Below are 19,837 nucleotides of genomic sequence, written 5' to 3' on the forward strand. Positions count from 1 at the left end.
CGGCCGCCCGGCTCGCCGCCGGGATCGGGCCGCTGGGCGCGGCGGCAGGGCGTCACTTCTGGAGCGCGGCGGCGACGAGCCCCGGGTTCAGCCGCGCCTCCGCGGGAGCCGGGGTGTTCTCGAGCATCTTCGCCTTGTTCATCGCCTGGGCCGTCGCGTCGTAGGCGGCCCAGAGCGACGGCCCCCCGGCGGATCGGTCGAAGAGCTGCCGATTGCGCGCGAGGTCGAGGAGGCTCAGGCCGGTCATGCTGCTCTCGAACTCATCGACCTTCATCCCCTGGGCTCGCGCCATGAGGCCGAGCGCCTCCGAGGGCCGGGCCCGCCAGAACTCGAGCGCTCGGTCCCATCCGCGCAGAAATGCGACGGTGTCCCGTCCGCGCCGCGCGGCGGCCTCCCGGGTCATGAGGAGCACGTCCGTGATCTCGTTCGGGAGCTCGGCGCTCGAGAAGATCTTTTTGGCCCCGTCGGCGACGGCCTGGGAAAGGAAGGGCTCCCAGCTGACGGCGGCGTCGACGTTCCCCGTCCGGAGCGCGTCGGTGGTCTGCTCGAGCGTGAGGTTGACGATCTCGACGTCGGACGTCGACATCCCCGACCTGTCGAGCGCCCGGATCAGCACGAGATGGCTGATGGTGGCCAGGTCGGCCGCCACGCGCTTGCCCTTCAGGTCGCGCATGCTCGCGATCCCGTCGCGGGCGACGATGCCGTCGGCGCCGTCCGAGGTGTCGAGCGCCATGACGGTCTGCAGATCGATCCCCTGGTCTGCCAGCCGGAGGGCGCCGAACAAGGTCGATGCGACGATGTCGAGCTTCCCGTCGATGAAGGCGCGCTCCATGTCCACGCCGGTGCTGAAGGTGATGATCTCCGCCTCGACGGGCGCGTTCATCTTGTGCTCGGCCGCGATGTAGAGCGGCGAGTATCCCACCCAGACGAGCAGCCCCACGCGGAGCGGCGCGGGCGCAGGCTCGCTGCACGCCGCCGCGAGGAGCGCGAGCAGGGCGAGGCCGGCGAGGCGCCGGAGGCGGCCCCCGCCGCGCGAGCGCGCCGGGGCGGGGAGCGCGCTCGCGGGGCGCGCGAGCGTGGCGCGCAGCACGAGGAGCACGGCCGCGAACAGGCCGAGCGACGCGGCGCCGGCGATCGCGAGCATCCGGAGCGCGGCGGCGGTCGCGATCGCGTCGACGTCCCGCCGCTGCATGACGAGCTCGATGGCCCCGACCACGTGCTGGGCGGTGATGCCCCCCGCCGGGCTATGGTACATGGGCCGGACGATCGTCAGCTCGCTCCGCTCGTCCAGCAGCTGGACCATCGGCCGGCTGGCGCCCTCGTCGAGGAAGCTGCGCAGCAGCGGAGAGGCGCTCGACGTCCCGACCTCGGGGCGATAGCTGCTCGCGAGGATGTTGCCGGAGAGGTCGGTGAGGCGCACCCGGCGCACGCTGGTGACGAGCGCGCAGTTCGCCAGCACGCGCTGCATCGCGTGCGGCGCCCCCTGCTCCAGGAGCGCCCGCGCGCTGTAGTTGAGGAGGTCGGCAATGGCGTCCCCGTGCCGCGCCAGCGCGGCCGCCTCCTCCTGCCGCGCCTGGTGGTACGCCGCCCCGGCGACGACGAGCGGGAACGCGACGAAGAGCACGCCGACGCGCAGCGCGACCCTGGACAGGAGCCCGGCGCGCTGCCCGAAGGACGCGCGTCCCCGCTCCTCTCCTGCGCGCGTAGGCTCCCCCATGCGCGGCATGATACACGAGCCCGATCGAGGGTACCGGCTCACCGGGCGAGGCCTCGAAGCGGGCGGCGCGGGCCGCGGGCGCGGGAGCTCAGGGCGCGCGGCGCTCGGCGGCGGTGAGCGCATCCGAGAGCTCGCGGCTGACGATCCTCGCGCGGAGCGGCGCCTCGGCCGGGAACGTCACGGCGGTGCCCGTTTGCGACGGCGCGACGTCGGCGCCCAGCCGATCGAGGAGCGCCTGGAGCGCCTTGTCGTCGAGCCCGGCGCCGCTCACCCTGGCCCGGAGCGCGCGGACCCGCAGCGGGGCGAGGGCGGCGAACGCCGACGGCGCCGGCTCGGCGCGGATCTCCATGTGATAGAGCAGCGCGGCCGCGGCGCCGCTCGCGTCGCGGCCGCGGAACCAGACGCCCAGGTCCGCCACCTCGAGCGCGGCGCAGCGGGCGTAGAGCGCGCCGAGCTCCGCGCCGGCGGCCTGGTAGAGGCGCTCGGCGACGGCGATGAACCTGGGCCGGACCTGCGCGTCGAAGAAGGCGCGGCCATAGCCGTCGCCGAAGGTCACGGTGATGTGGCTGAACGCGCGGGAGCTCGGGGGGCTGCCCTCCTTGACCGTGACGGTTCCATCGGTCACGCGGCTCAGCGCCGCGTCGAGCGCGGGCGTGAGCCGCCGGCCGGCCGTGATGTCGCCAAGGGACGCGGCGGAGAGCGGCGGGGCGTCCGCGCCGAGCGCCGGGGCGGCGTCGCCGGCGCGCGAGCCCGCCGGCGCCTGGGCAGCGCCGGTGGGCTCGCGCGACGGCGCCTCTGCAGCGCTCTCCGGCGAGGGGCGCTCCTCGGCGCCCGGCTCGCCGCCGCCGCGGGCGAGCCAGAGATCGACCTCCCAGCCGACGCCCTCCAGGGGGCCGAGCGCCGCGCCGCTCTGGAGGCGTACGCGGCTCTGCTTGCACGCCTCGCTGACGAGCTGGCGCTGCTGCTCCCGGTGGTGCGGCTCGCTCCTCGGGTTCGGCTCGCGCTCCCCCGACCTCCGGAGCGCGAGGACGCCGAGCCCCGCGAGCGCGACGGCGGCGGCCCCGAGGAGGACGCGGCGCGCGCCCATGGACGGGCGCCGGCTCCGCGTCGTCGCGCTCGCCCGGTCCTCGTCGCCGCCGCGGTCCTCGGGCGCGCGCCGCGCTGGCGTCGCGCTCTCCCAGAGCTTCGCCGTGCTCACCGTCGTCGCGTACCGCCGCGCCGGCGCGCCCCCCGCGGCGGCCCCCCGCGGCGGGTCCGGCTCCGCCGCGTCGCGCGCCGGCTCGGCCCGCGGCTCCGGAAGCGGCGCCGCGGGCGGGGTGCTCCTGGACGCCGCGCCCCGTGGCTCGGCGAGCTCCATCGTGAGCGTGGGGCCCTCGACGTTGACGGGCTCGTGGGCTCCGGCGGGGGCCGTCCGGGCGGTCGGGACGCCCGGGCCGCTGCAGAGGATCCGCTCCAGGGGCGCGCGGGCGCGCTCCGGCGCGAGGGGCGCGAGCGACCGCGCGAGATCGGCGACGGTCTGAGGGCGCAGGTACGGGCGCTTCTCCAGGCAGCTCAGGATGACGCGCTCCAGCTCGTCCGGGATGTCCGCGCGGTGGCGGCGCGGCGGCGCGGGCGGATCGGCCACGATGCTCGCGAAGATCGCGGACGCCGCCTCGGCCTCGAACGGCCGCCTGGCCGTGAGCATCTCGTAGAGGATCACGCCGATGGCCCAGATGTCGGTCCGGGTGTCGACGTTCCGCGCGCTGCGGACGTGCTCGGGCGACATGTACGGCGGAGAGCCGAGGATCATCCGCGTCGCTGTCAGCTTGCTGTCCGCGCCGAGCGCGCCCGCGTCCAGGGTCTTCGAGATCCCGAAGTCGATCACCTTGATCTGGCTCGAGCCGTCCTCCCGCTCGGCGAGGAAGATGTTGCTCGGCTTCAGATCGCGGTGGACGATCCCGAGCGCGTGCGCCTCGGCGATCGCCTCGCACACCTCGAGGACGTAGCCCACGGCGTCCTCGATCGAGAGCGGCCCGCGCTGCTCGATGAGCTCGGCGAGGTTGATCCCGCGGAGGAGCTCCATGACGAAGTACGGCACGCCCGCCTCGGTCGTGCCGACGTCGATGACGTGGGCGACATGCTGGCTCGTGATGGCGGCCGCCGCCTGCGCCTCGCGGAGGAAGCGCGTCACGTCCTGCGCGTCGCGGTTCTCCTCGGGGAGCAGGAACTTCAGCGCCACGCGCCGCTTCAGGGTGGTGTGGCGCGCCGCGACGACGACCCCCATGCCTCCCTGGCCGATGACGTGCTCGATGCGGTACTTGCCCCCGACGATCTCACCGGGTCCCGGGATCCCCCGCAGCGAGCCCGGTCGGTGAGGGCCGCCTCCCGCGCTGCTCATCGAGGTGCAGCTTACACGAGCGATCGGCCGGCGGAGACCCTTTCGCGCGCGCGGAGCGTGCTCCGCGCGGCGCCTCGACGCGCGGATCTCCGCCGGATCTCGGCTTCAGCTCGAGCACGCGGCGTAGCGCCGCTCGCCGGCCCGCGCGATCGCGTCCACCACGACCTCGCCCTGCTCGACGCCGATGAGCGCCGCGGACCCCTCCTCCAGCTGGCCGCGCAGGATGAGCTCCGCGAGCGGCGCCTCGATGAGCCGCGCGATCGTGCGCTTCATCGGCCGGGCGCCGAGCTCGGGGTCGAACCCGCCCGCGTCGAGCAGCGCGTCGATCGCCGCCGGCTCGACCTCGAGCTCCACGCCGCGCGCCTCGAGCTCGCGCTCGAGGCCGCCCAGCAGGCGGCGCGTGATCTCGGCGACGTCCGCCCGCGTGAGCGGCGAGAAGCAGAGGACCTCGTCGATGCGGTTGTAGAGCTCGGGCGGGAGCGCGGCGCGGGCGGCGGAGAGCATCGCCTCGCCGAGGCGCTCGGGCGACACGGCCCCGGAGGCGCGCGCGAAGCCGACGGCGCGCTCGGACCGGAGCGCGCCGGCCTCGGCCGCGCCGAGGTTCGAGGTCATCACGAGGACGGTGTTCGTGAAGTCGACGCGCCGGCCTCGGCCGTCGGTCAGGCGGCCCTCGTCGAAGACCTGCAGGAACGCCTCGAGCACGTCGCGGTGCGCCTTCTCGATCTCGTCGAGCAGCACCACCTGGTACGGCCGCCGCCGCACCGCCTCGGTGAGCTGGCCGCCCGCCTCGTGGCCGACGTAGCCGGGCGGCGCGCCGACCAGCCGCGCGACCGCGTGCGACTCGGCGTACTCGGAGAAGTCGAGCCGCGTCATGGCGTCCGGCGAGTGGAACAGCGCCTCGGCGATCGCCTTCGCCGTCTCGGTCTTGCCCACGCCGGTCGGGCCGAGCAGGAGGAACGATCCGATCGGCCGGCGCGCGCGCAGGCCGGCCGCGTTCCGGCGCAGCACCCGGGCGATGCGCGCGAGCGCCTCGCCGTGGCCGACGACGCGGTCGGCGAGCAGCGTCTCCAGCGCGAGCATCCGCTCGCGGTCGGTCTCGAGCAGCCGTTCGACCGGGAGGTCGGCGAGCTCGGCGACCACCTCGGCGACCTCGGCGGGCCCGACCTGCCGCGCGGGGTCGCGGAGCTCGGCGCGGGCGCTCTCGGGCGGGCGCGCGCGCCGGCGCGTGCGGGCGCCCGCGAGGTCGAGGATCGAGAGCGCCTTGTCGGGCAGCGCGCGCCCGGGCAGGTAGCGCACCGACCAGGCGACGGCCGAGGCGAGCGCCTCGTCGGTGAACGCGAGGCCGTGGTGCGCGCCGAGCCCGACGGCGACGCTCTGGAGCAGCAGGAACGCCTCGTCCTCCTCGGGCTCGTCGATCTCGACGACGGTGAAGCGCCGCGCGAGCGCCGGGTCGACCTCGATGCTCTTCCGGTACTCCTCGGGCGTGGCGGTGCCGATCAGGGTGAGCTCGCCGCGGGCGAGCGCGAGCTTGAGCTCGGCCATCGCCTCGTCGAGCGCGCCGCTGCCGAAGAGCTCCGACATGCCGTCGATGAACAGGATGACCCGCCCGCCCGCCTCGCGGAGCTCCGCCCGCAGCGCGGACAGGCGCTCGCTCAGCGCGCCGCGCGCGCCCGTGCCGGCGAGCAGCTCCGACGGCACGAGCTCGACGACGATGCGCGGCTCCCGCTCCTCGAACGCGAGCCGGTGCGCGATGCCGCGCGCGACGGAGGTCTTCCCCACGCCCGCCGGGCCGAGGAGGCAGGGGTTGTTCGCGTGGCGCTTGGCGAGGACGTCGAGCGCCTGCTCGATCTCGCGCTCGCGCCCGACGATCGGCTCGAGCTCGCCCTGGGCCGCGGCGAGCGAGAGGTTGTGGCCGAGCGAGGCGAGGGCCGGGAAGCGCGCGCGGTCGAGGGTGAAGCGCGCCGCGACGGAGCTCGCGGCGGCCGGGAGCCCCGCGAGCGGCCGCACCACGGAGGGCGGGACGGGCGAGGCGGCCGCGTCGTCCGCCGCGAGGGCGCGCCGGGGCGCGGGCGTGAGGGCGGTCGGCTCGGCGGGGAGGGGGGCCTCGCCGGCGCTCGGGGCCGCGATGGGCCGGCGCGGCGGCGGGAACAGCGGCACGGTGACGCCGGGGCCGGCGCCCTTGGAGGGCCGCGGCTCCGGCACGGCGACGCCGGCGCCCTTGGAGGGCCGCAGCTCCGGCACGGCGACGCCGGCGCCCTTGGAGGGCCGCAGCTCCGGCACGGCGATGCCGGTGGCCTTGGACGGCCGCAGGTCGGCCGAGGGGCGCGGCGTGCGCTCTGGACCTTCGACGTCGCCGCGGGCGCGGCGCGCGGGCGCCGTCTTGGCCGGCGCGGCCGGCTTCTCCGGCGCGCCGCCGTCGTGGACCACCCGGATGGGCGTCCGCCGCGCCTGGACCACGCCGAGGGCGATCTGGAGCGCGGCGGTCCTGAGCCGCGCGAGGTCGACGCCCGACTGCGTGAGGGCCCGGTGCGCGGCGGAGCTGCGGTCGGACAGGAGCGCGAGCAGCAGGTGGAGCGCCGCGGGCTCCTTGGCCGTCGCGCGCTTGGCGACGTCGCGCGCGCCGCCCATGGCCCGGCCGATCGGGTCGGGGCCCTCGTCGTCGACCGATCGGCTCGCCTTGAGCAGGGCCTCGTCGTCGAGCCGCCGATCGCGGAGCAGCTCCGCGGCGGGGCCTCCGCTCAGGGCGATGGCGGCGAGGAGGTGCACGCTCGACAGGCGCTCCTTGCGCTGGGCGGCGAGGTCCTGCGCGAGCTTGCGCAGCGTGACGAGCTCGGCGTGGGAGCGAGGGCTGGTCATCCTTGCAGAGGTCTCCAGGCCCCGGGTTCGCATGCTGGGGGCGGGAGGGCCAAATTTCGGATCGGAGGTCCCTTGCCCGCCCCGGCGTCCGCCAGGACGAGCTCGCGCGGCGCCGCTCGGCCGGCCCGCGGTTGTGCCCGGCGCGCGCCGCCCTGTCCCATGCGACACGACGGAGGTCGGCGGCTCGCCGGAGACGCTCAGCCGACCCCTCGTCCAGGTGCTACGCGCCAGGCACCCCGAGCTCTACGCGCCCCCGGAGCGTGGTACCGGACCTCGGCCTCCACCCGGCACACGCAGCAGGCCCTGCGTCGGTTCATTGACAGCGGCGCCAGGGGATCAGTCCATCGATATAGTTGAACTTGACGGCTGCTCTTCCCGTGCCACCGATCGTGGCACGGAGCTGCACGTTGACCGTAGCCGAGGTGGCGCCGCACGGGGCGCTGCCCGCTTGTTCCCCGGCAGGGATGGAGAGCAGCTCGAACACGCCTTCGACGTCCGTGTCGATGTTCTCAAACGTCTTGGAGACGCTGGCCGTGCCGGCCAGTGATTGGCTTGCTTGAACCGTGACGACAGCTGCGTCTTCGGTATATACGTCACCAAACACATCCAGGGACGGCGCATCGAACGTGTAGCCCGCTGGAAACGTGTAGGTGACCTCGACGTCGCAAGCGACGTCGTACGTGCCAAAGTCGTCGCGGCCCCCGCGAGCGTCATCGAACGTGAGCGCGTATTCCGTGTTGAGGGCCCCGACCTGCGTATCCATGGTTCCGCAGCCGGAGGCAGCTGCCGTGATCGAGACCTGGCTCGGGTCAGGCACGTCGCCGCCGTCGAGGGCGGCCGGCTGGCCTTCCACCAGCTCGCCTTCGTCGGAGGCGTCGGCGCACGCGACGCACAGGGAGGAACAAATCAGCATCGCAAGGCACGACCGAACATGACGGTTCAAAAGCTCGCTGGTAAGTTGGAATCGCCTCATAACGTCCTCTCATGGTGACCGGAAAGTTCGGCCCATCGCAAACCGCGCGCCATCCGGGTCGCGGCGGCGACGGTGCGTTCCCCCCGTGGGGCCGCGCGGCGTCGCTTCAGTCCGTGACCAGAGGCCCGATGCGGTCGGCGAACGGCCACCCCTGGCTCTCGTCGGTGTGGATCTGCCAGTCGAACGCCCCGCGGAGCGTCGGGTGATTGCCCTCGACCTCGTTCCACGTGGGGATCGCCTCGTCGATCGACATGTAGTGCTGCGCGTCCCAGATCCCGAAGCCCACGACGACGTGCGTGGGACCGAGCAGCTGGACCCACTGGTCCACGTTGTTCACGATGTAGGACTGCTGGTCCAGGTCGGGGCCGTCGTAGTACTGCGGGGCGGCGTAGTCCATGGCGCCGGCGTCCACCATCGCCTTGCAAAAATCCTTGTCGCGCTGGTTCCAGGGCGCCGGAGGCGCGGTGATGATGAAGCCGGGGAAGCGCCGCTTCAGCTCCAGGCTGATCCAGATCATCTCCTCGGTGTCGGGGTTCTGGTTGGCCTCGAAGGTGTTCCAGTCGATCCCGTCGAACCCACCCAGGTCGTTGTAGATGCCGACCACGCTGTCGACGAACGTCTGCGACTTGCCGCGGTCCGGGAAGCTCATGCCCTGGCCGGCGCCGCCGATGGAGAGGATGATCCTGCGATCCTGGGTCGTCCGGGCGTACTGGATGTCCTCCTTGAGGTGCGTCGCCGCTCCCCTGTCGTCGCCCGGCGGCGTCCAGGTGACGGCGCCGGTGGTGCCGGGCGGCCCTCCCACGGGATGCGCGGCGAAGAGGTAGATGAGGTTGTAATTGCTGTTGATGTCGCGGATGCGGACGGGCGACGGCGTCCAGTTGGGGTAGTAGCCGGCGACGACCTTCGCGGGGAGCGCGCCGACCGCGCCGGGCTCGGGGGTGTCGGCGCAGGCGGAGTAAGGCTCCCAGAAGTACGTGCTGACCGTCGGGATATAGCCGGGATTGTCGTGCTCGGCGATGTAGGCCGACCCCTCGTAGATCACGATGGCACCCTCCTCGTACCATTGACCTTCGTGCCATTCCGGATAGTCAGCGCACACGGCAGATTCGTTGTGCCCTACATCGGCCTCGCCCTGCGACGACCCGGAATCGAGGCATCCGATCCCGCCCGCGGCGATGGCGACAAGGAGAAAAGACATCCTGGCAGCAGTGAAGATAGAATTATGCAGCATGGCAGAACCCTTTCGCACATCGGCCCAGAGCACACAGGACAGCTCGCCTCCCGGATCCGGGCAGCTCATGGACTTGATGGCGCGACGGGGACCAGCCCTTCAGACTATTTGATCAGGGCTTGTTCGGCCCGTTCGCTCGTACGCCGCGTGATGATGCGGTTACGAACGGGTTAACCATGTACCGAGGCGCGGCATTTCCTGTCGCGCCGAAATCATCCGTGATCGCGGGACCACGGAACCGATGCAAGCCCCATGGCGGGTCCGCCTGGACGAAACCAGGTTCACCGCGCTGGCGCCGCACCTCCGAGCTCGAGCGGTGGCGTCGCGCGCCCGGCGACAGGTCACGGTCGCGGCGTGACATGTCACGCCGCGACCGTGACATGTCACGGCCGAAGCGTGACATGTCACGGTCGTGGCGCGAGGAGCGCCGCGGTCACCCCCGAGGCGCCGACAGAGCCCTGGCCCCGCGCGCGGAATGGAAAGCGTCGTCATTGGCCGATATTCCCGGCATCCGCGGCACGCGGCCCCCGGAGCGGGTTCGCCAGGTCCGCTGAAGCCGCCGGGGAGCCACGGCCGGCACGGCTGTTGCTGACGACGGACGGTTCAGGAAGCGGACTCGTCAGCGCTCCCACCGAGAGCTCAGCCCGTCGCCGTCCGGCGTCGTCGAGACGATCACCGGCGAAGGGCCGCCTGCGCCCACCATGGCGGTTCGGCGCATCGCGCAGGGCTCTCCCTGCGAAGCAGGGTCTCTGGAACCAGAGCAGGAGGAGCGCCCCGCTGCCGCGAAGGGAATATCGAAGTCAGTGAGAGCGACATTAAAAAAGCTATCAGTCGCCGGCACGCTCGCGGTGCTCGGCACCTGCTTCAACACCCCAGCATATGCCGTCGGAAACGGCATCGTGGACACCGGGAACCAGTACCCTCACGTGGTGAGGCTGAACTTTGCAAGCGGCTACTGCAGCGGGACGCTGATCACACCGTTCTGGGTCGTTTCAGCGAAGCACTGCTTCCTGAACGACGACGGGACCCTCAAGAACCAGAACTTCAGCGTCTCCCTAACCACGGATCCCGACGCGGCCTCGCCCGCCACCACCTTCATGCACACGACGGCCGTGTCGGGCCCGGTCTTCGTCGGCTCCACCGTGCCGAACAGCACATGGGACGACGACGAGCGGTCGCGCGACATCGCCGTGTTTCGCCTGGACACCCGGGTCCCGCGCACGCTGGCCCGGCCTCTGCACCTGCCGGACGAGGACGCGTGCGGCTCGGTCTTCGACGGTACCATCGTGGGGTTCGGGGGCGACACGGACGACATCCTCGTCTGCAGCGATATCCCCTCCTTGCGGAGGTACAGCAGCAGTACGCTCGAGTACGACCGCTCGCACGAGGACTACGGCGACATCTTCTACGACACCTCGATCTGGACGCTGGTGAACTGGCCTTGGGTGTGCGACGAGTACGAGGGGAGCTACGGCGGCGACTCCGGCGGACCTCTCCTGGATGACGAGGGCAGGCTCTGCGGCGCGGTCAGCGGCAAGACGTTCGGAGGGGCCCTGCCGGGCACCTACTTCCTGGAGAACGTCTTCGCCGCGCTCGACAGCGGCGAGGCGCGGAGCTTCATGCTCGGCGCGGTGACCCCCGCCGGAAACCGCATCATCGACGCGAAGGGCAACTTCGACGGTGAGTGCCAGAGGTTCGTCGACGAGTGCGACAGGTTCGGCTTTTGCAACGAGACCGACACGGACGTCGACGGCATCATCGACGTGTGCGACAACTGCCCGACGATCGCCAACCCGGAGCAGGCCACCGATCCCACCGATGACGCGGATGGCGACGGCCTCGGCAACGCGTGCGACATGTGCCCCACCCAGGTGACCAATCAGTGGGTAGGGCCGGCGACGAACTGCAATTTCGAGGCGGAGCTCGCCGCCTCTTATCCCGACGCGACCGAGCCGCCCATCATCCGCGCCGACTCGCCTACCCTCGCGGCCGATCTTCAGCTGTACAGGGACACGTTCCGCCCGAACGCTTGCGACCCCGTACCTTGCACCAAGGCGGACCTGACCCAGGGCGGCTCGCTGCCCGCGGCCGAGATCCCTCCTGTGCCGCACGGCCAGACCGAGTGCCCCGTGTGGGAGCCCTGCCGCTGGGAGTTGCGCAACCGGATCAACTTGAAGCCGGTCATCGGCAACGTCGGCGCCAATAACACGAACGGGACATTCAAACTGAAGTGGTGCGACTGCCGCGACCACGACACCGACACGCTGGCGGGGCGGCTCGCCTGCGATCATGACCCGCTGACCGACTGCAGACGAGAGTCCGCAGAGTTCACCACGCACCCAAAGTGGCTCAACCTCTCCACCAAGGCGAGCGGATCGAACACCGGCGACAACGGGTGGGCGAACGGAAAGAGCCTCGGCATCTCGTACACTCTGCCGTTCGACAGCAATCCGGAGCACATCAAGCGGACCGTCGATTGGGACTTCCTCGATCTCGGGGCCAACCACGTGGAGACGACCACCTATAGCCGCCGCGTCCAGGGGGTGCTCTTCAGTCACCTGACCAGCTTTTCCCCGGTGGCCGGGTACAACCAGACCCAGGCCATCCAGTTCGGCAACTACTATTTCTCCGGCAACGCTTCGCTCGTCGCCACGAGCAGGCCGATCATCCCGCCCGACGCCATCAACCTGAAAGACAAGTATTTCTGCCCCGAGTGCCCCTTGGGCTTCACCGACCTGTATCAGTCCCATGACCCCGTGATCAACCTGCCCCGGATCTACCGCGCTACGCCCACGGGGTTGGCGCTCGTGTCCGGCCTCAACGCCGACGCGACGAGCCTCTACGCCGACGCCGCCAGCGGGGACGTCAACCTTGTTACCGTCGCCGAGCCGTTCCGGCGGCTCCTCCGCGACCAGATCCCCGGCGAGACGCTCCTGAGAGCCGTCGCGCTCGACGGCGCCGATGAAAGCGAGCTCGTAGGTCAGGTCTTCAGCGCCAAGTTCGACGGACCGCCGCTCGTCTCGTATGCCGCTGGCCAGGGCAGCTCCATCCCGTTGAACGCGCCTGTGCTGCACGGCAACGAGGCGCGCGTGCTCTCGGCGACCACCCGCCGGCTCCTCGTCATCGGCGGGACCGTCGACGGCCAGCCGGCGTCGCAGCCCAACCCTTCGGCGTGGATGCTCGACATCGACTCGGAGCTCTGGACCGAGATCCCGATCCCAGGGAGCACCCTGCCTGGCGCCGTGATCAGCGCGACCTACCGCCTGGAAGACCGCTCCGTTTACCTGCTCGACAAGGTCGGCGGCGTCCTCAGGCTGAGGCGGTGGCAGCCGCAAAAGGAGGTCGAGACGCTGGCACAGTTCCCTGTGTGGTGGAACGACTTTCAGAAGTACTGGCTGGCCCCGGGCGAGGCGGGCGATCTGATCCTGGCCGCGACCTCCCCCATCACCTCCCCGTGGAATACGGCATCGCGGGCGGCGTTCGCTCGGTTCACCGTCAACGCGGGCGAGCTCGGATTCGCCGGCCTCAAGGAGATGGCGATCTATCTCAAAGGCGCCCCGATCGTGGGTGTGGACACGATGGCCGTGTCCCGCTTGCATCCGGACAGCAGCATCTCTACGACCGAGGTGTCGCTGATGACCGACTTCGTCACGCCCTCGAGCACCAAGATGCCCACGGTCTTCTGAGCCATGCAATCCGACCTCCTTGCGAGTCTCGCGGCGCGCGCCGTGCCGCTCTTCTTCTCCCTCTCGGCCCTCTCGGCGAGCTGCTCTCGCGGCGCGCCGGAGCCTCCGAGCCTCGACGGCACCGGCGGACATACGGCGGCCGGTGACGCGAGCCAGGGCAGCACGCACGCGTCCGGGACTGCAGGCGAGGCGGCGACCGGCGCCAGCGTCCCGGGTGACGCTGGCCCGGGCGCTCCCCCTGATGCGTCTGAACATCCAGGGGACAGCACCTGGAGGGCCACGCGTTGGCTCGACCGGTGCCAGATCGACGTCGCCGACGAGCCCAGCAAGGCGCTGCCGCACCTGCGCTGGGAGCAGTGCCCGGGGAACGCTCCGGGCTGCACGTCGCTCGTCGTCGACTGGGACGCTGGCAAGTATCCACGAACCGCCTTGCCAAGCGTCGTTCGATGGGGCGACGGCTACCGCGTCGGGCTGTACTTCGAGTACCGGGGTGAGCGACGGACCGGCGTCTACGACGCCGACGGGAGACCGCTCGCCGCATGGCGCTTCAGAGACCTCGAGCCGACCGTGCCCGAGGCCGACCCGCAACCGGAGTACTGCATACCGACGGTGCCCAGCGTCGGTCATGAGCGGGTCTGGCTCGGCGCGATGAGGGTGAGCGTCGGGGCGCCCGCCGCGGCCTACCTCGTCTCCGGCTACGACGCGCTCGCCACCGCGAGCCAACCCATCCCGGTCGACGCGCTGAGCCAGGGCCTCCACACGAGCGACGACACCTTCGCGCTCTCGGGGCCCGGGCCCGGCACGATCAACATCTACGACAGGATCAGCAACCAGGCCAAGAGGTTCGGCCGCCAGTCAGGCAACGACGCGCCATCGTTCGGCCAGATGTATCCAGTCGGCGATCATGCGCTCGGCCTGGCGGTCTTCGAGGTCGGTACGTCCGAGGGGTGGATCTGGAACCGCCGGACCCACACCATCGAACCGCTGCTCCGGGCGGAGCCGCCTCGGGTCGTCGCCGACATCAAGAGCGACGGGCAGACGCTCGTGTGGCTGGAAGCGGAGCCCTACTCCGACGACGGGCTCTACGGGGCGTCCAGCCTCTGGACCAGCCCCTTCGCGGCGACGAAGGCGGATCTCGCGCCGAAGAAGCGCCGGGCGGGCCCCATCATCGGATACCCCCTCTCGGCCGCCGGGGAAGGCTTCTATGCCGTCTACGCGATCGGCGAGAAGGTGATCCACGTCTACCGCCTGTCCGACGCCCATCACTGGTCGTTCAAGACGCCCCCCGAGCTCTTCGACATCCAGGACATCGCTCACGTGGACTCCCGCGAGGTCTGGGTCTGGGTCCCGGGCGGCATCGTGCGCCAGGCGATCTCGGAGCTCGGCCCCGGCGATCCCGCCCCGTGATGTCCGACCCGCACACCCAGCGGCACGCTGCATGGCGGGGTCCGCCTGCCCGTGGCGGGCTCACTGCTGCGGCGCTGCTGAGCGCACCGTCGTGACGAGCTCAGCAGACCGGCCTCAGATGATCAGGATGACATCGATATCGCCGTCGCCCGGGAGCGCCACCCCCGCGGGCACGTGAGGCGCGTTGGCCGGCGCCAGGCGGAGCGCGCCGCACGACCGCGTCACCGAGCTCTCGGGCGGAGCCCCGCCGGCGTCGGCTTGGCCTCCGCGCCGCTCGCCGTGCGTGCGCTCGGCGCAGCCGGCGATCGCGGCGCGGACCGCGCGGAAGACGCTCTCCGCGTCGAGCCCGCCGAGCTCCTCTGCCGCCCTGGCGAGGCGCTCGTCGACGCATCGGGCGCACGGCGTGGAGCTCGCCGCAAGCCGCACGATGAGCGTCGCCTCCGGACAGGCGAGCTCTGCCTTGTCGAACGGCACCGCGAGCGACGAGCCCCTGCCGACATCGACGCTGACGAGGAGAGTGTCGCCGTCGCGTACCACCACGGTTTCGCGCGGATGTCGGCCGCTCACGCGTTCTGGAGCTGACTCACGATGACTTGTGTTGACGAGGATCCACAGGCGATCTGAGCTCGCCTGCCCGCTCTTCTCCACAGCGTCGCTGGTGCGGCTCTCTGCCATTCGCACGCCCTCCGAGGAGGCGAACCTATCGCCGCCGGAGGCGGACGGCGATAGGTCCACCGGACAGACAATGTCCTGACCATCAGGTCCGCCGGGACGCTGCTGCCCCGGGCGAACGCGTGAGAGCAACCAGGGCTCGCTGCGTCCGTTGCGCCATCCGGCGCGAGGCGGTAAGCACAACCACGGACTGGAGGCTGAAGCGTGGATGAGCCGGAGCGACGCGACGAGGACCCGGAGCAGGGCGCGGGCGAAGGCGGAACGGACCGCGCGTCGCTCGGCATCTTGTTCCTCGCGGCGGCGTTCGCGCTCGCGCTGCTGCTGACCGTGGTGGGCCTCCTGGCCTTCGCGGCGATGAGCCCGCGGTCGCCGGCGCCGCCCGCGCTGCGCGGCGAGCAGGACGGCGCCGACGCCGCGCTGCTCGGCGACCGGGTCTGCGTCGCGCCCCTCCTGCGCGGCGACGCTTCACGGGCCGTCTGAGGGCGCGCGGGCGTGGCGCCGCGCTCGGCTGCTGCACGGACCACGACGCCGCGCGAACTGGGCGCTGCGCGGGAGCGTGACCGCCGCGCGCGCTCGGCTGCTGGGTGTGCTCGGCTGCTGGGTGCGCTCGACTGCTGGGTGCGTTCGGCTGCCGCGCGGGCTAGCCGCAGGTCTTCTGGACGATGGCGAGCAGCGCCCCGAAGTCGACAGGCTTCTTCAGGTAGGCCGTGCCCTCGGGCGGGCCGTCGTGGCCGGAGACGATGGTCACCGGAATGGCCGCGAGCGCGTGCACCTGCTTCAACGCGGCGAGCATCTCCTCGCCGGTCATCACCGGCATCATCAAATCGAGCAGGATGAGCCCGGGCGGCGGATCTGCCTCGTGCAGCAGATCGAGCGCCTCCCTGCCGTTGCTGGCGCAGTAGACATCGTAGCCCGAGGCTTCGAGCATCTCGCGGAGCATCTCGCGGAGCTCGGCGTCGTCGTCGACCAGGAGGACGGGGGCGCGCGGATTCGGGGGAATCGGCGTCAGGCGCGGCGCGCCGGGCCCGTCGGTTGGCCGTGGTTCACTCATTTCTGTCACCTCTCCCAGGCTGCGCGAGCATGTCGAAGCGATAGCAGGCGCAGGCCGCGCACGCATTGCATGGTCTCAGCATCTTCGGATCTTCTTCGGATCCATGGTCCCGGGCTGCGCGAGGCGGCTCCGGCTCCACGCCCCATCGGAGGGCAAGGGGCGTGGCGGGAGCGCGGGCGCCGCGAGCGAAGCCATGCGAAGCGCCGAGGGTTACGGGAGTTGCGCCGCGGGTCAAGCTTCTCGGCTCGCCGAGAGCGACACGGCGCCCGCCGCGCCGCTTTCGCCGGCGCCGCCGCGCCCGCCAGCGCCGCCGCTTTCGCCGGCGGCGCCGCGCCCGCTGCCGCCGCCAGCGCCGCCGCTTTCGCCGGCGCCGCCGCGCCCGCTGCCCTCGCTGCCCCCGCCGCGCTCGCCCCCGCCGCGCTCGCCCTCCGCCGAGCCGGACCGGAACCCGAGCGCGCGCGCCTGGGCGGGGCGCGTGTGGCGACGGCGCCATATCACCGCGTCGAGCATGTAATGGGTCGCCTGCGGGAGCGCGAGCAGCGGCACGAGCAGCGCCCGCGCGCGCGGGCCGAGGAGCGGCTCGTCCACGGCGCCGCCGAAGAGCTCCGGCCGGTCGTGCCAGACCAGCCGATCCCAGAGCATCTCCTCGACGAACGCGAGCGCCAGCGCGAGCCCGAGGAAGGCGAGGATCCCGCCGGCGAGGACCCGCGCGAGCAGCGAGCGCGGCGCCTCGCGGGCCCGCTCCCGCGCGTACGCGAACACGAGCGCCATGTACGGCACCCCGTGGACGATCACGTTCGTGACCGTGAACTGGAAGTCGCTGTCGGTCGCGACGATGCCGACGTACCAGGTCGCCGCCGTCGTGCCCACGACCACGTGCTTGCCGAGGTTCAGCGGCGCGCGGGCGATGCAGGCCCGGTGGATCGCGCGGGCGACGTACGCGACGGCGAGCGCCGCGTACACGGCGCCGAGCGGGCCCACCGCGGCCGCGAGCCGCGGCGAGCTCACGAAGTCGCCGTCCACGAACCACGCGAACGCGCGCGGCGGGTGCGCGTGCCAGTAGAGGAGCGGCCACCCCGTCGCCGCATAGATGAGGGCGTCGTCGAGGAGGCGATCGACGCGCGAGCGCTCGCCCGCGAGCGCGCGGTAGATCGCGGCCCACCCGATCTGCTGGCGCACGAAGTGGATCACCGCGGCGTAGGCGAGCGCGCGCCAGAACGAGAGCTCGGAGGCGAGGTGCAGCGCGACGCCGGCGGCGTAGCAGGCGAGCGGCACGGCGGCGTAGAGCGCGGGGTGGCGGCGGAGCTCCTCGGGATCGAGGTAGGTGCGGAAGAGCGTCGTGTGCACGTGGGCCACGTCGACGCCGACCACGAACAGCAGGAAGCCCCACGCGGGGAGCGCGCCGCCCGAGGAGAGCGCTGCGAGGGCGAGCGCGACCGCCGCGGAGCCGCCGAAGACCGCGAGGTCGACGCCGCGGCCCCACAGGAAGCCGCCGCGGGCCGCGGGGGCGGGCGCGGCCGGCAGCGCGCCGAGGAGGTCGGGCCCGGCCGTGGCCAACGCCGAGACCCGCGCGTCAGCCGTGGATGGCCGCGGAGATGATCCAGGCGAGGCCCAGGATCACCGAGCCGATCACGATCGCGAGCGCCGTGTTCTGGTCCTCCTCGATCTCCTTGCGGATGGAGAACGGGGTCAGCTTCGTGATCAGCACGAACGCCAGCAGGAAGACGAGCAGCCCCAGGGCGACGAAGATCAGCGTTCCGACTACGGCTTTCATCAGGTTTTGAGCGTCGGGCATCGGCGGTTCTCTCTGAGCGCGGGGCGGCGCGCGGCGCGCGCTCGCGACCTCGGAAGCTGCGGTGTGAGCCTACGCGAGACCGCCGGCAGCGTGAAGCGCGGTCGCCGCGTCGCGCGGCGGGCGCGCCCGGCCGGCGACGTGCTATCGCCCTGCGGTGTCCACGACCGCGAGCCGAACCCTGCTCCGCGGCGCCCTCACGGCCGGGCTCGCGGCGCTCGGCCTGCTGAGCGCAGGCGCGCCGTGTCCCGCCGCCGCGGCGCCGCCCGCCGACAAGCCCGCGCCCGCCGCGGCGAAGCCCGCCGACAAGCCCGCGCCGGCTGCGGCGAAGCCCGCCGACAAGCCCGCGCCGGCCGCGGCGAAGCCTGCCGACAAGCCCGCGCCGGCCGCGGCGAAGCCCGCCGACAAGCCCGCGCCGGCCGCGGCGCCGCCCGCCGACAAGCCCGCGCCGGCCGCGGCGAAGCCCGCCGACAAGCCCGCGCCCGCCGCCGCAGCGCTGCCCGCCGCGGCGAAGCCCGCCAGCAAACCCGCGCCCATCGCCGCAACACCGCCCGCCAGCAAGCCCGCGCCCGCGCGACCGCCGCGCGCCGCCGCGGCCTCGCCGAAGGGCGCCGCGGCGCCGCCTTCGGACGCGCCGATCGAGCTCGCGATCCCCGTCGAGCGCGCCACGCTCCAGAACGGCCTGCGCGTCGTGATGAGCCCCGACAAGAGCTCGCCCACGGTCGCGGTGGCCGTCACCTACGACGCCGGCTCGCGCGACGAGCCGAACGGCAGGAGCGGCGTCGCGCGCCTCGTGATGGGATTGATGGCCCGCGGCAGCCGCAACGTGGCCGCCGGCGAGCACCTGCGCCTCGTGGCCGAGCGCGGCGGCGAGCTCCACGCCGAGACGGAGGTCGACCGCACCACCTACGCGGAGACCCTGCCCGCGAACGAGCTCGCGCTGGCCCTGTGGCTCGAGGCCGATCGCATGAGGTCGCTCGATCTGAGCGCGCAGGCCTTCGAGGCGCAGCGCAGGGACGCGCAGGAGCGCCGCGGCGCGATCCTCGGCGCCGCCTACGGCCAGGGCGGCATCCGGCTGCGCGAGCTCGTCTTCCAGGGGTACTGGCCCCACGAGCACCCCGCGCTCGGCGACGCGGACGACCTCGCCGGCGCCGAGCTCTCCTGGGCCCGCGACTTCCACGCCGCCCACTACGGCCCGAACCGCGCGGTGCTCGCGATCGCCGGCGGCTTCGACCCCGGCGAGGCGATGGAGCTCGTGCGCCGGTACTTCGACGGCATCCCCGCCGTCTCCGCCGCGCCCTTCAAGGACGTCCCGTTCCCCGAGCAGACGAGCCAGCGCACCGGCGTCGTGAGGGACGCCGCCGCCCGCGCCCCGGCCATCCTCTACGGGTGGGCCGTGCCGCCGCTCGGGCACCCGGATCATCACGCGCTCTCGCTCGCGGCCTTCGTGCTCGGCGGCGGCGAGAGCTCGCGCCTCGAGGCGCTCCTCGTCGGCGACAAGGCGGTCGCGCAGTCGGTGCGGGTCGCGATCGACCGCCACCGCGGGCCCGACCTCTTCTCCATCGACGTGCGGCTCGCCGAGGGCGCCCGCGTCGGCGACGTCGAGAAGCTCATCGAGGGCGAGATCCGGACGCTCGCGACGGCGGGGCCGCCGGCGGCCGAGCTCTCGCGGGCGCGCCGGCAGCTCCAGTCGGCGTTCGTGTCGGGCCTCGCGGGCGCGAGCGCGCGGGCGCGGGCGCTCGCCGAGCACGAGCTCCTCTTCGGGGACGCGAGCCGCCTGAACGGGGAGCTCGCCCGCTACTTCGCGGTGACCCGGGAGGACATGCAGCGCGCCGCGCGCGATCACCTCGGCCCGACGCGCCGGACCATCGTGGAGACCTACCCGCCCGGGATCCCGGGAGCCGCCCCGCCGCCGCGCGCGTCGGCCGGCGCGCCGCGGGCCGCGGCCGCGCCGGGCAAGGGCCAGGACAAGGCGACGCCGGCCAAGGGCCCGGCGAAGGCGCGCGGCGCGGCGGCCCGGCCCGCGGCGAAGAAGAAGCCGGCGAAGACGGCGAAGCCCAGGAAGAAGTGATGGC

The 19,837-nt window shown here is 72.8% G+C and carries 13 protein-coding genes; 4 read left to right on the top strand and 9 right to left on the bottom strand.

Annotated features, from left to right (window positions below; all coding sequences use genetic code 11):
• Positions 1–52 precede the first annotated feature (52 nt).
• From WME98_RS19890 to WME98_RS19910, 5 genes are all read right to left on the bottom strand, one after another.
• Positions 53–1,717, bottom strand: coding sequence for an ABC transporter substrate-binding protein (locus tag WME98_RS19890; protein WP_437952700.1), 1,665 nt, complete (start codon positions 1,715–1,717; stop codon positions 53–55).
• 88 nt (positions 1,718–1,805) lie between these two features.
• A complete protein-coding gene (locus tag WME98_RS19895) occupies positions 1,806–4,094 on the bottom strand; it encodes a protein kinase domain-containing protein (protein WP_437952701.1) in 2,289 nt (762 codons plus the stop codon).
• Between the two features lie 105 nt (positions 4,095–4,199).
• Entirely contained in the window at positions 4,200–6,950 is a 2,751-nt protein-coding gene (locus WME98_RS19900; protein ID WP_437952702.1) for an AAA family ATPase, read from the bottom strand.
• Positions 6,951–7,263: 313 nt separating this feature from the next.
• Positions 7,264–7,863, bottom strand: a complete 600-nt coding sequence (locus WME98_RS19905; protein WP_437952703.1) for a DUF4360 domain-containing protein — start codon at positions 7,861–7,863, stop codon at positions 7,264–7,266.
• Between the two features lie 166 nt (positions 7,864–8,029).
• Complete coding sequence (locus tag WME98_RS19910; protein WP_437952704.1) at positions 8,030–9,022, bottom strand: glycosyl hydrolase family 18 protein; 993 nt, start codon at positions 9,020–9,022, stop codon at positions 8,030–8,032.
• A 1,031-nt stretch (positions 9,023–10,053) separates the two neighbouring features.
• On the opposite strand from WME98_RS19910, the gene WME98_RS19915 reads away from it, so the two are divergent.
• Both WME98_RS19915 and WME98_RS19920 read left to right on the top strand, forming a co-directional pair.
• Entirely contained in the window at positions 10,054–12,840 is a 2,787-nt protein-coding gene (locus WME98_RS19915; protein WP_437952705.1) for a trypsin-like serine protease, read from the top strand.
• Positions 12,841–12,843: 3 nt separating this feature from the next.
• The gene (locus WME98_RS19920; protein ID WP_437952706.1) at positions 12,844–14,247 is read left to right on the top strand and encodes a hypothetical protein; all 1,404 of its coding nucleotides are present in this window, start codon (positions 12,844–12,846) and stop codon (positions 14,245–14,247) included.
• A 114-nt stretch (positions 14,248–14,361) separates the two neighbouring features.
• On the opposite strand, the gene WME98_RS19925 is transcribed toward WME98_RS19920, so the two are convergent.
• Positions 14,362–14,787 carry a hypothetical protein gene (locus WME98_RS19925; RefSeq protein WP_437952707.1) on the bottom strand — a complete coding sequence of 142 codons (426 nt, stop codon included), beginning with the start codon at positions 14,785–14,787 and terminating at the stop codon, positions 14,362–14,364.
• Between the two features lie 336 nt (positions 14,788–15,123).
• On the opposite strand from WME98_RS19925, the gene WME98_RS19930 reads away from it, so the two are divergent.
• Positions 15,124–15,399, top strand: coding sequence for a hypothetical protein (locus WME98_RS19930; protein WP_437952708.1), 276 nt, complete (start codon positions 15,124–15,126; stop codon positions 15,397–15,399).
• A gap of 160 nt (positions 15,400–15,559) precedes the next feature.
• Here WME98_RS19930 and WME98_RS19935 read toward each other — a convergent pair whose 3' ends face one another.
• The 3 genes from WME98_RS19935 to WME98_RS19945 all read right to left on the bottom strand — a co-directional run bounded on the left by WME98_RS19935 (position 15,560) and on the right by WME98_RS19945 (position 17,744).
• Positions 15,560–15,970, bottom strand: coding sequence for a response regulator (locus WME98_RS19935; protein ID WP_020741642.1), 411 nt, complete (start codon positions 15,968–15,970; stop codon positions 15,560–15,562).
• A 231-nt stretch (positions 15,971–16,201) separates the two neighbouring features.
• Positions 16,202–17,527 (bottom strand): hypothetical protein, encoded by a 1,326-nt coding sequence (locus tag WME98_RS19940; RefSeq protein WP_437952709.1) that lies wholly within the window; start codon positions 17,525–17,527, stop codon positions 16,202–16,204.
• Between the two features lie 16 nt (positions 17,528–17,543).
• Complete coding sequence (locus WME98_RS19945; RefSeq protein WP_020741644.1) at positions 17,544–17,744, bottom strand: DUF350 domain-containing protein; 201 nt, start codon at positions 17,742–17,744, stop codon at positions 17,544–17,546.
• A 175-nt stretch (positions 17,745–17,919) separates the two neighbouring features.
• On the opposite strand from WME98_RS19945, the gene WME98_RS19950 reads away from it, so the two are divergent.
• Complete coding sequence (locus WME98_RS19950; RefSeq protein ID WP_437952710.1) at positions 17,920–19,833, top strand: M16 family metallopeptidase; 1,914 nt, start codon at positions 17,920–17,922, stop codon at positions 19,831–19,833.
• Positions 19,834–19,837: the final 4 nt, after the last annotated feature.

Origin of the sequence: Sorangium sp. So ce296 (assembly GCF_051529605.1) — a bacterium.
Taxonomy (GTDB): Bacteria; Myxococcota_A; Polyangia; order Polyangiales; family Polyangiaceae; genus Sorangium; species Sorangium cellulosum_D.

Excerpts from the sequence above, each read along its gene's own strand:
- WME98_RS19895 (WP_437952701.1), bottom strand. The coding sequence starts at position 4,094 with ATGAGCAGCGCGGGAGGCGGCCCTCACCGACCGGGCTCGCTGCGGGGG.
- WME98_RS19905 (WP_437952703.1), bottom strand. The coding sequence starts at position 7,863 with ATGCTGATTTGTTCCTCCCTGTGCGTCGCGTGCGCCGACGCCTCCGAC.
- WME98_RS19935 (WP_020741642.1), bottom strand. The coding sequence starts at position 15,970 with ATGAGTGAACCACGGCCAACCGACGGGCCCGGCGCGCCGCGCCTGACG.
- WME98_RS19920 (WP_437952706.1), top strand. The coding sequence starts at position 12,844 with ATGCAATCCGACCTCCTTGCGAGTCTCGCGGCGCGCGCCGTGCCGCTC.
- WME98_RS19890 (WP_437952700.1), bottom strand. The coding sequence starts at position 1,717 with ATGGGGGAGCCTACGCGCGCAGGAGAGGAGCGGGGACGCGCGTCCTTC.
- WME98_RS19945 (WP_020741644.1), bottom strand. The coding sequence starts at position 17,744 with ATGAAAGCCGTAGTCGGAACGCTGATCTTCGTCGCCCTGGGGCTGCTC.
- WME98_RS19900 (WP_437952702.1), bottom strand. The coding sequence starts at position 6,950 with ATGACCAGCCCTCGCTCCCACGCCGAGCTCGTCACGCTGCGCAAGCTC.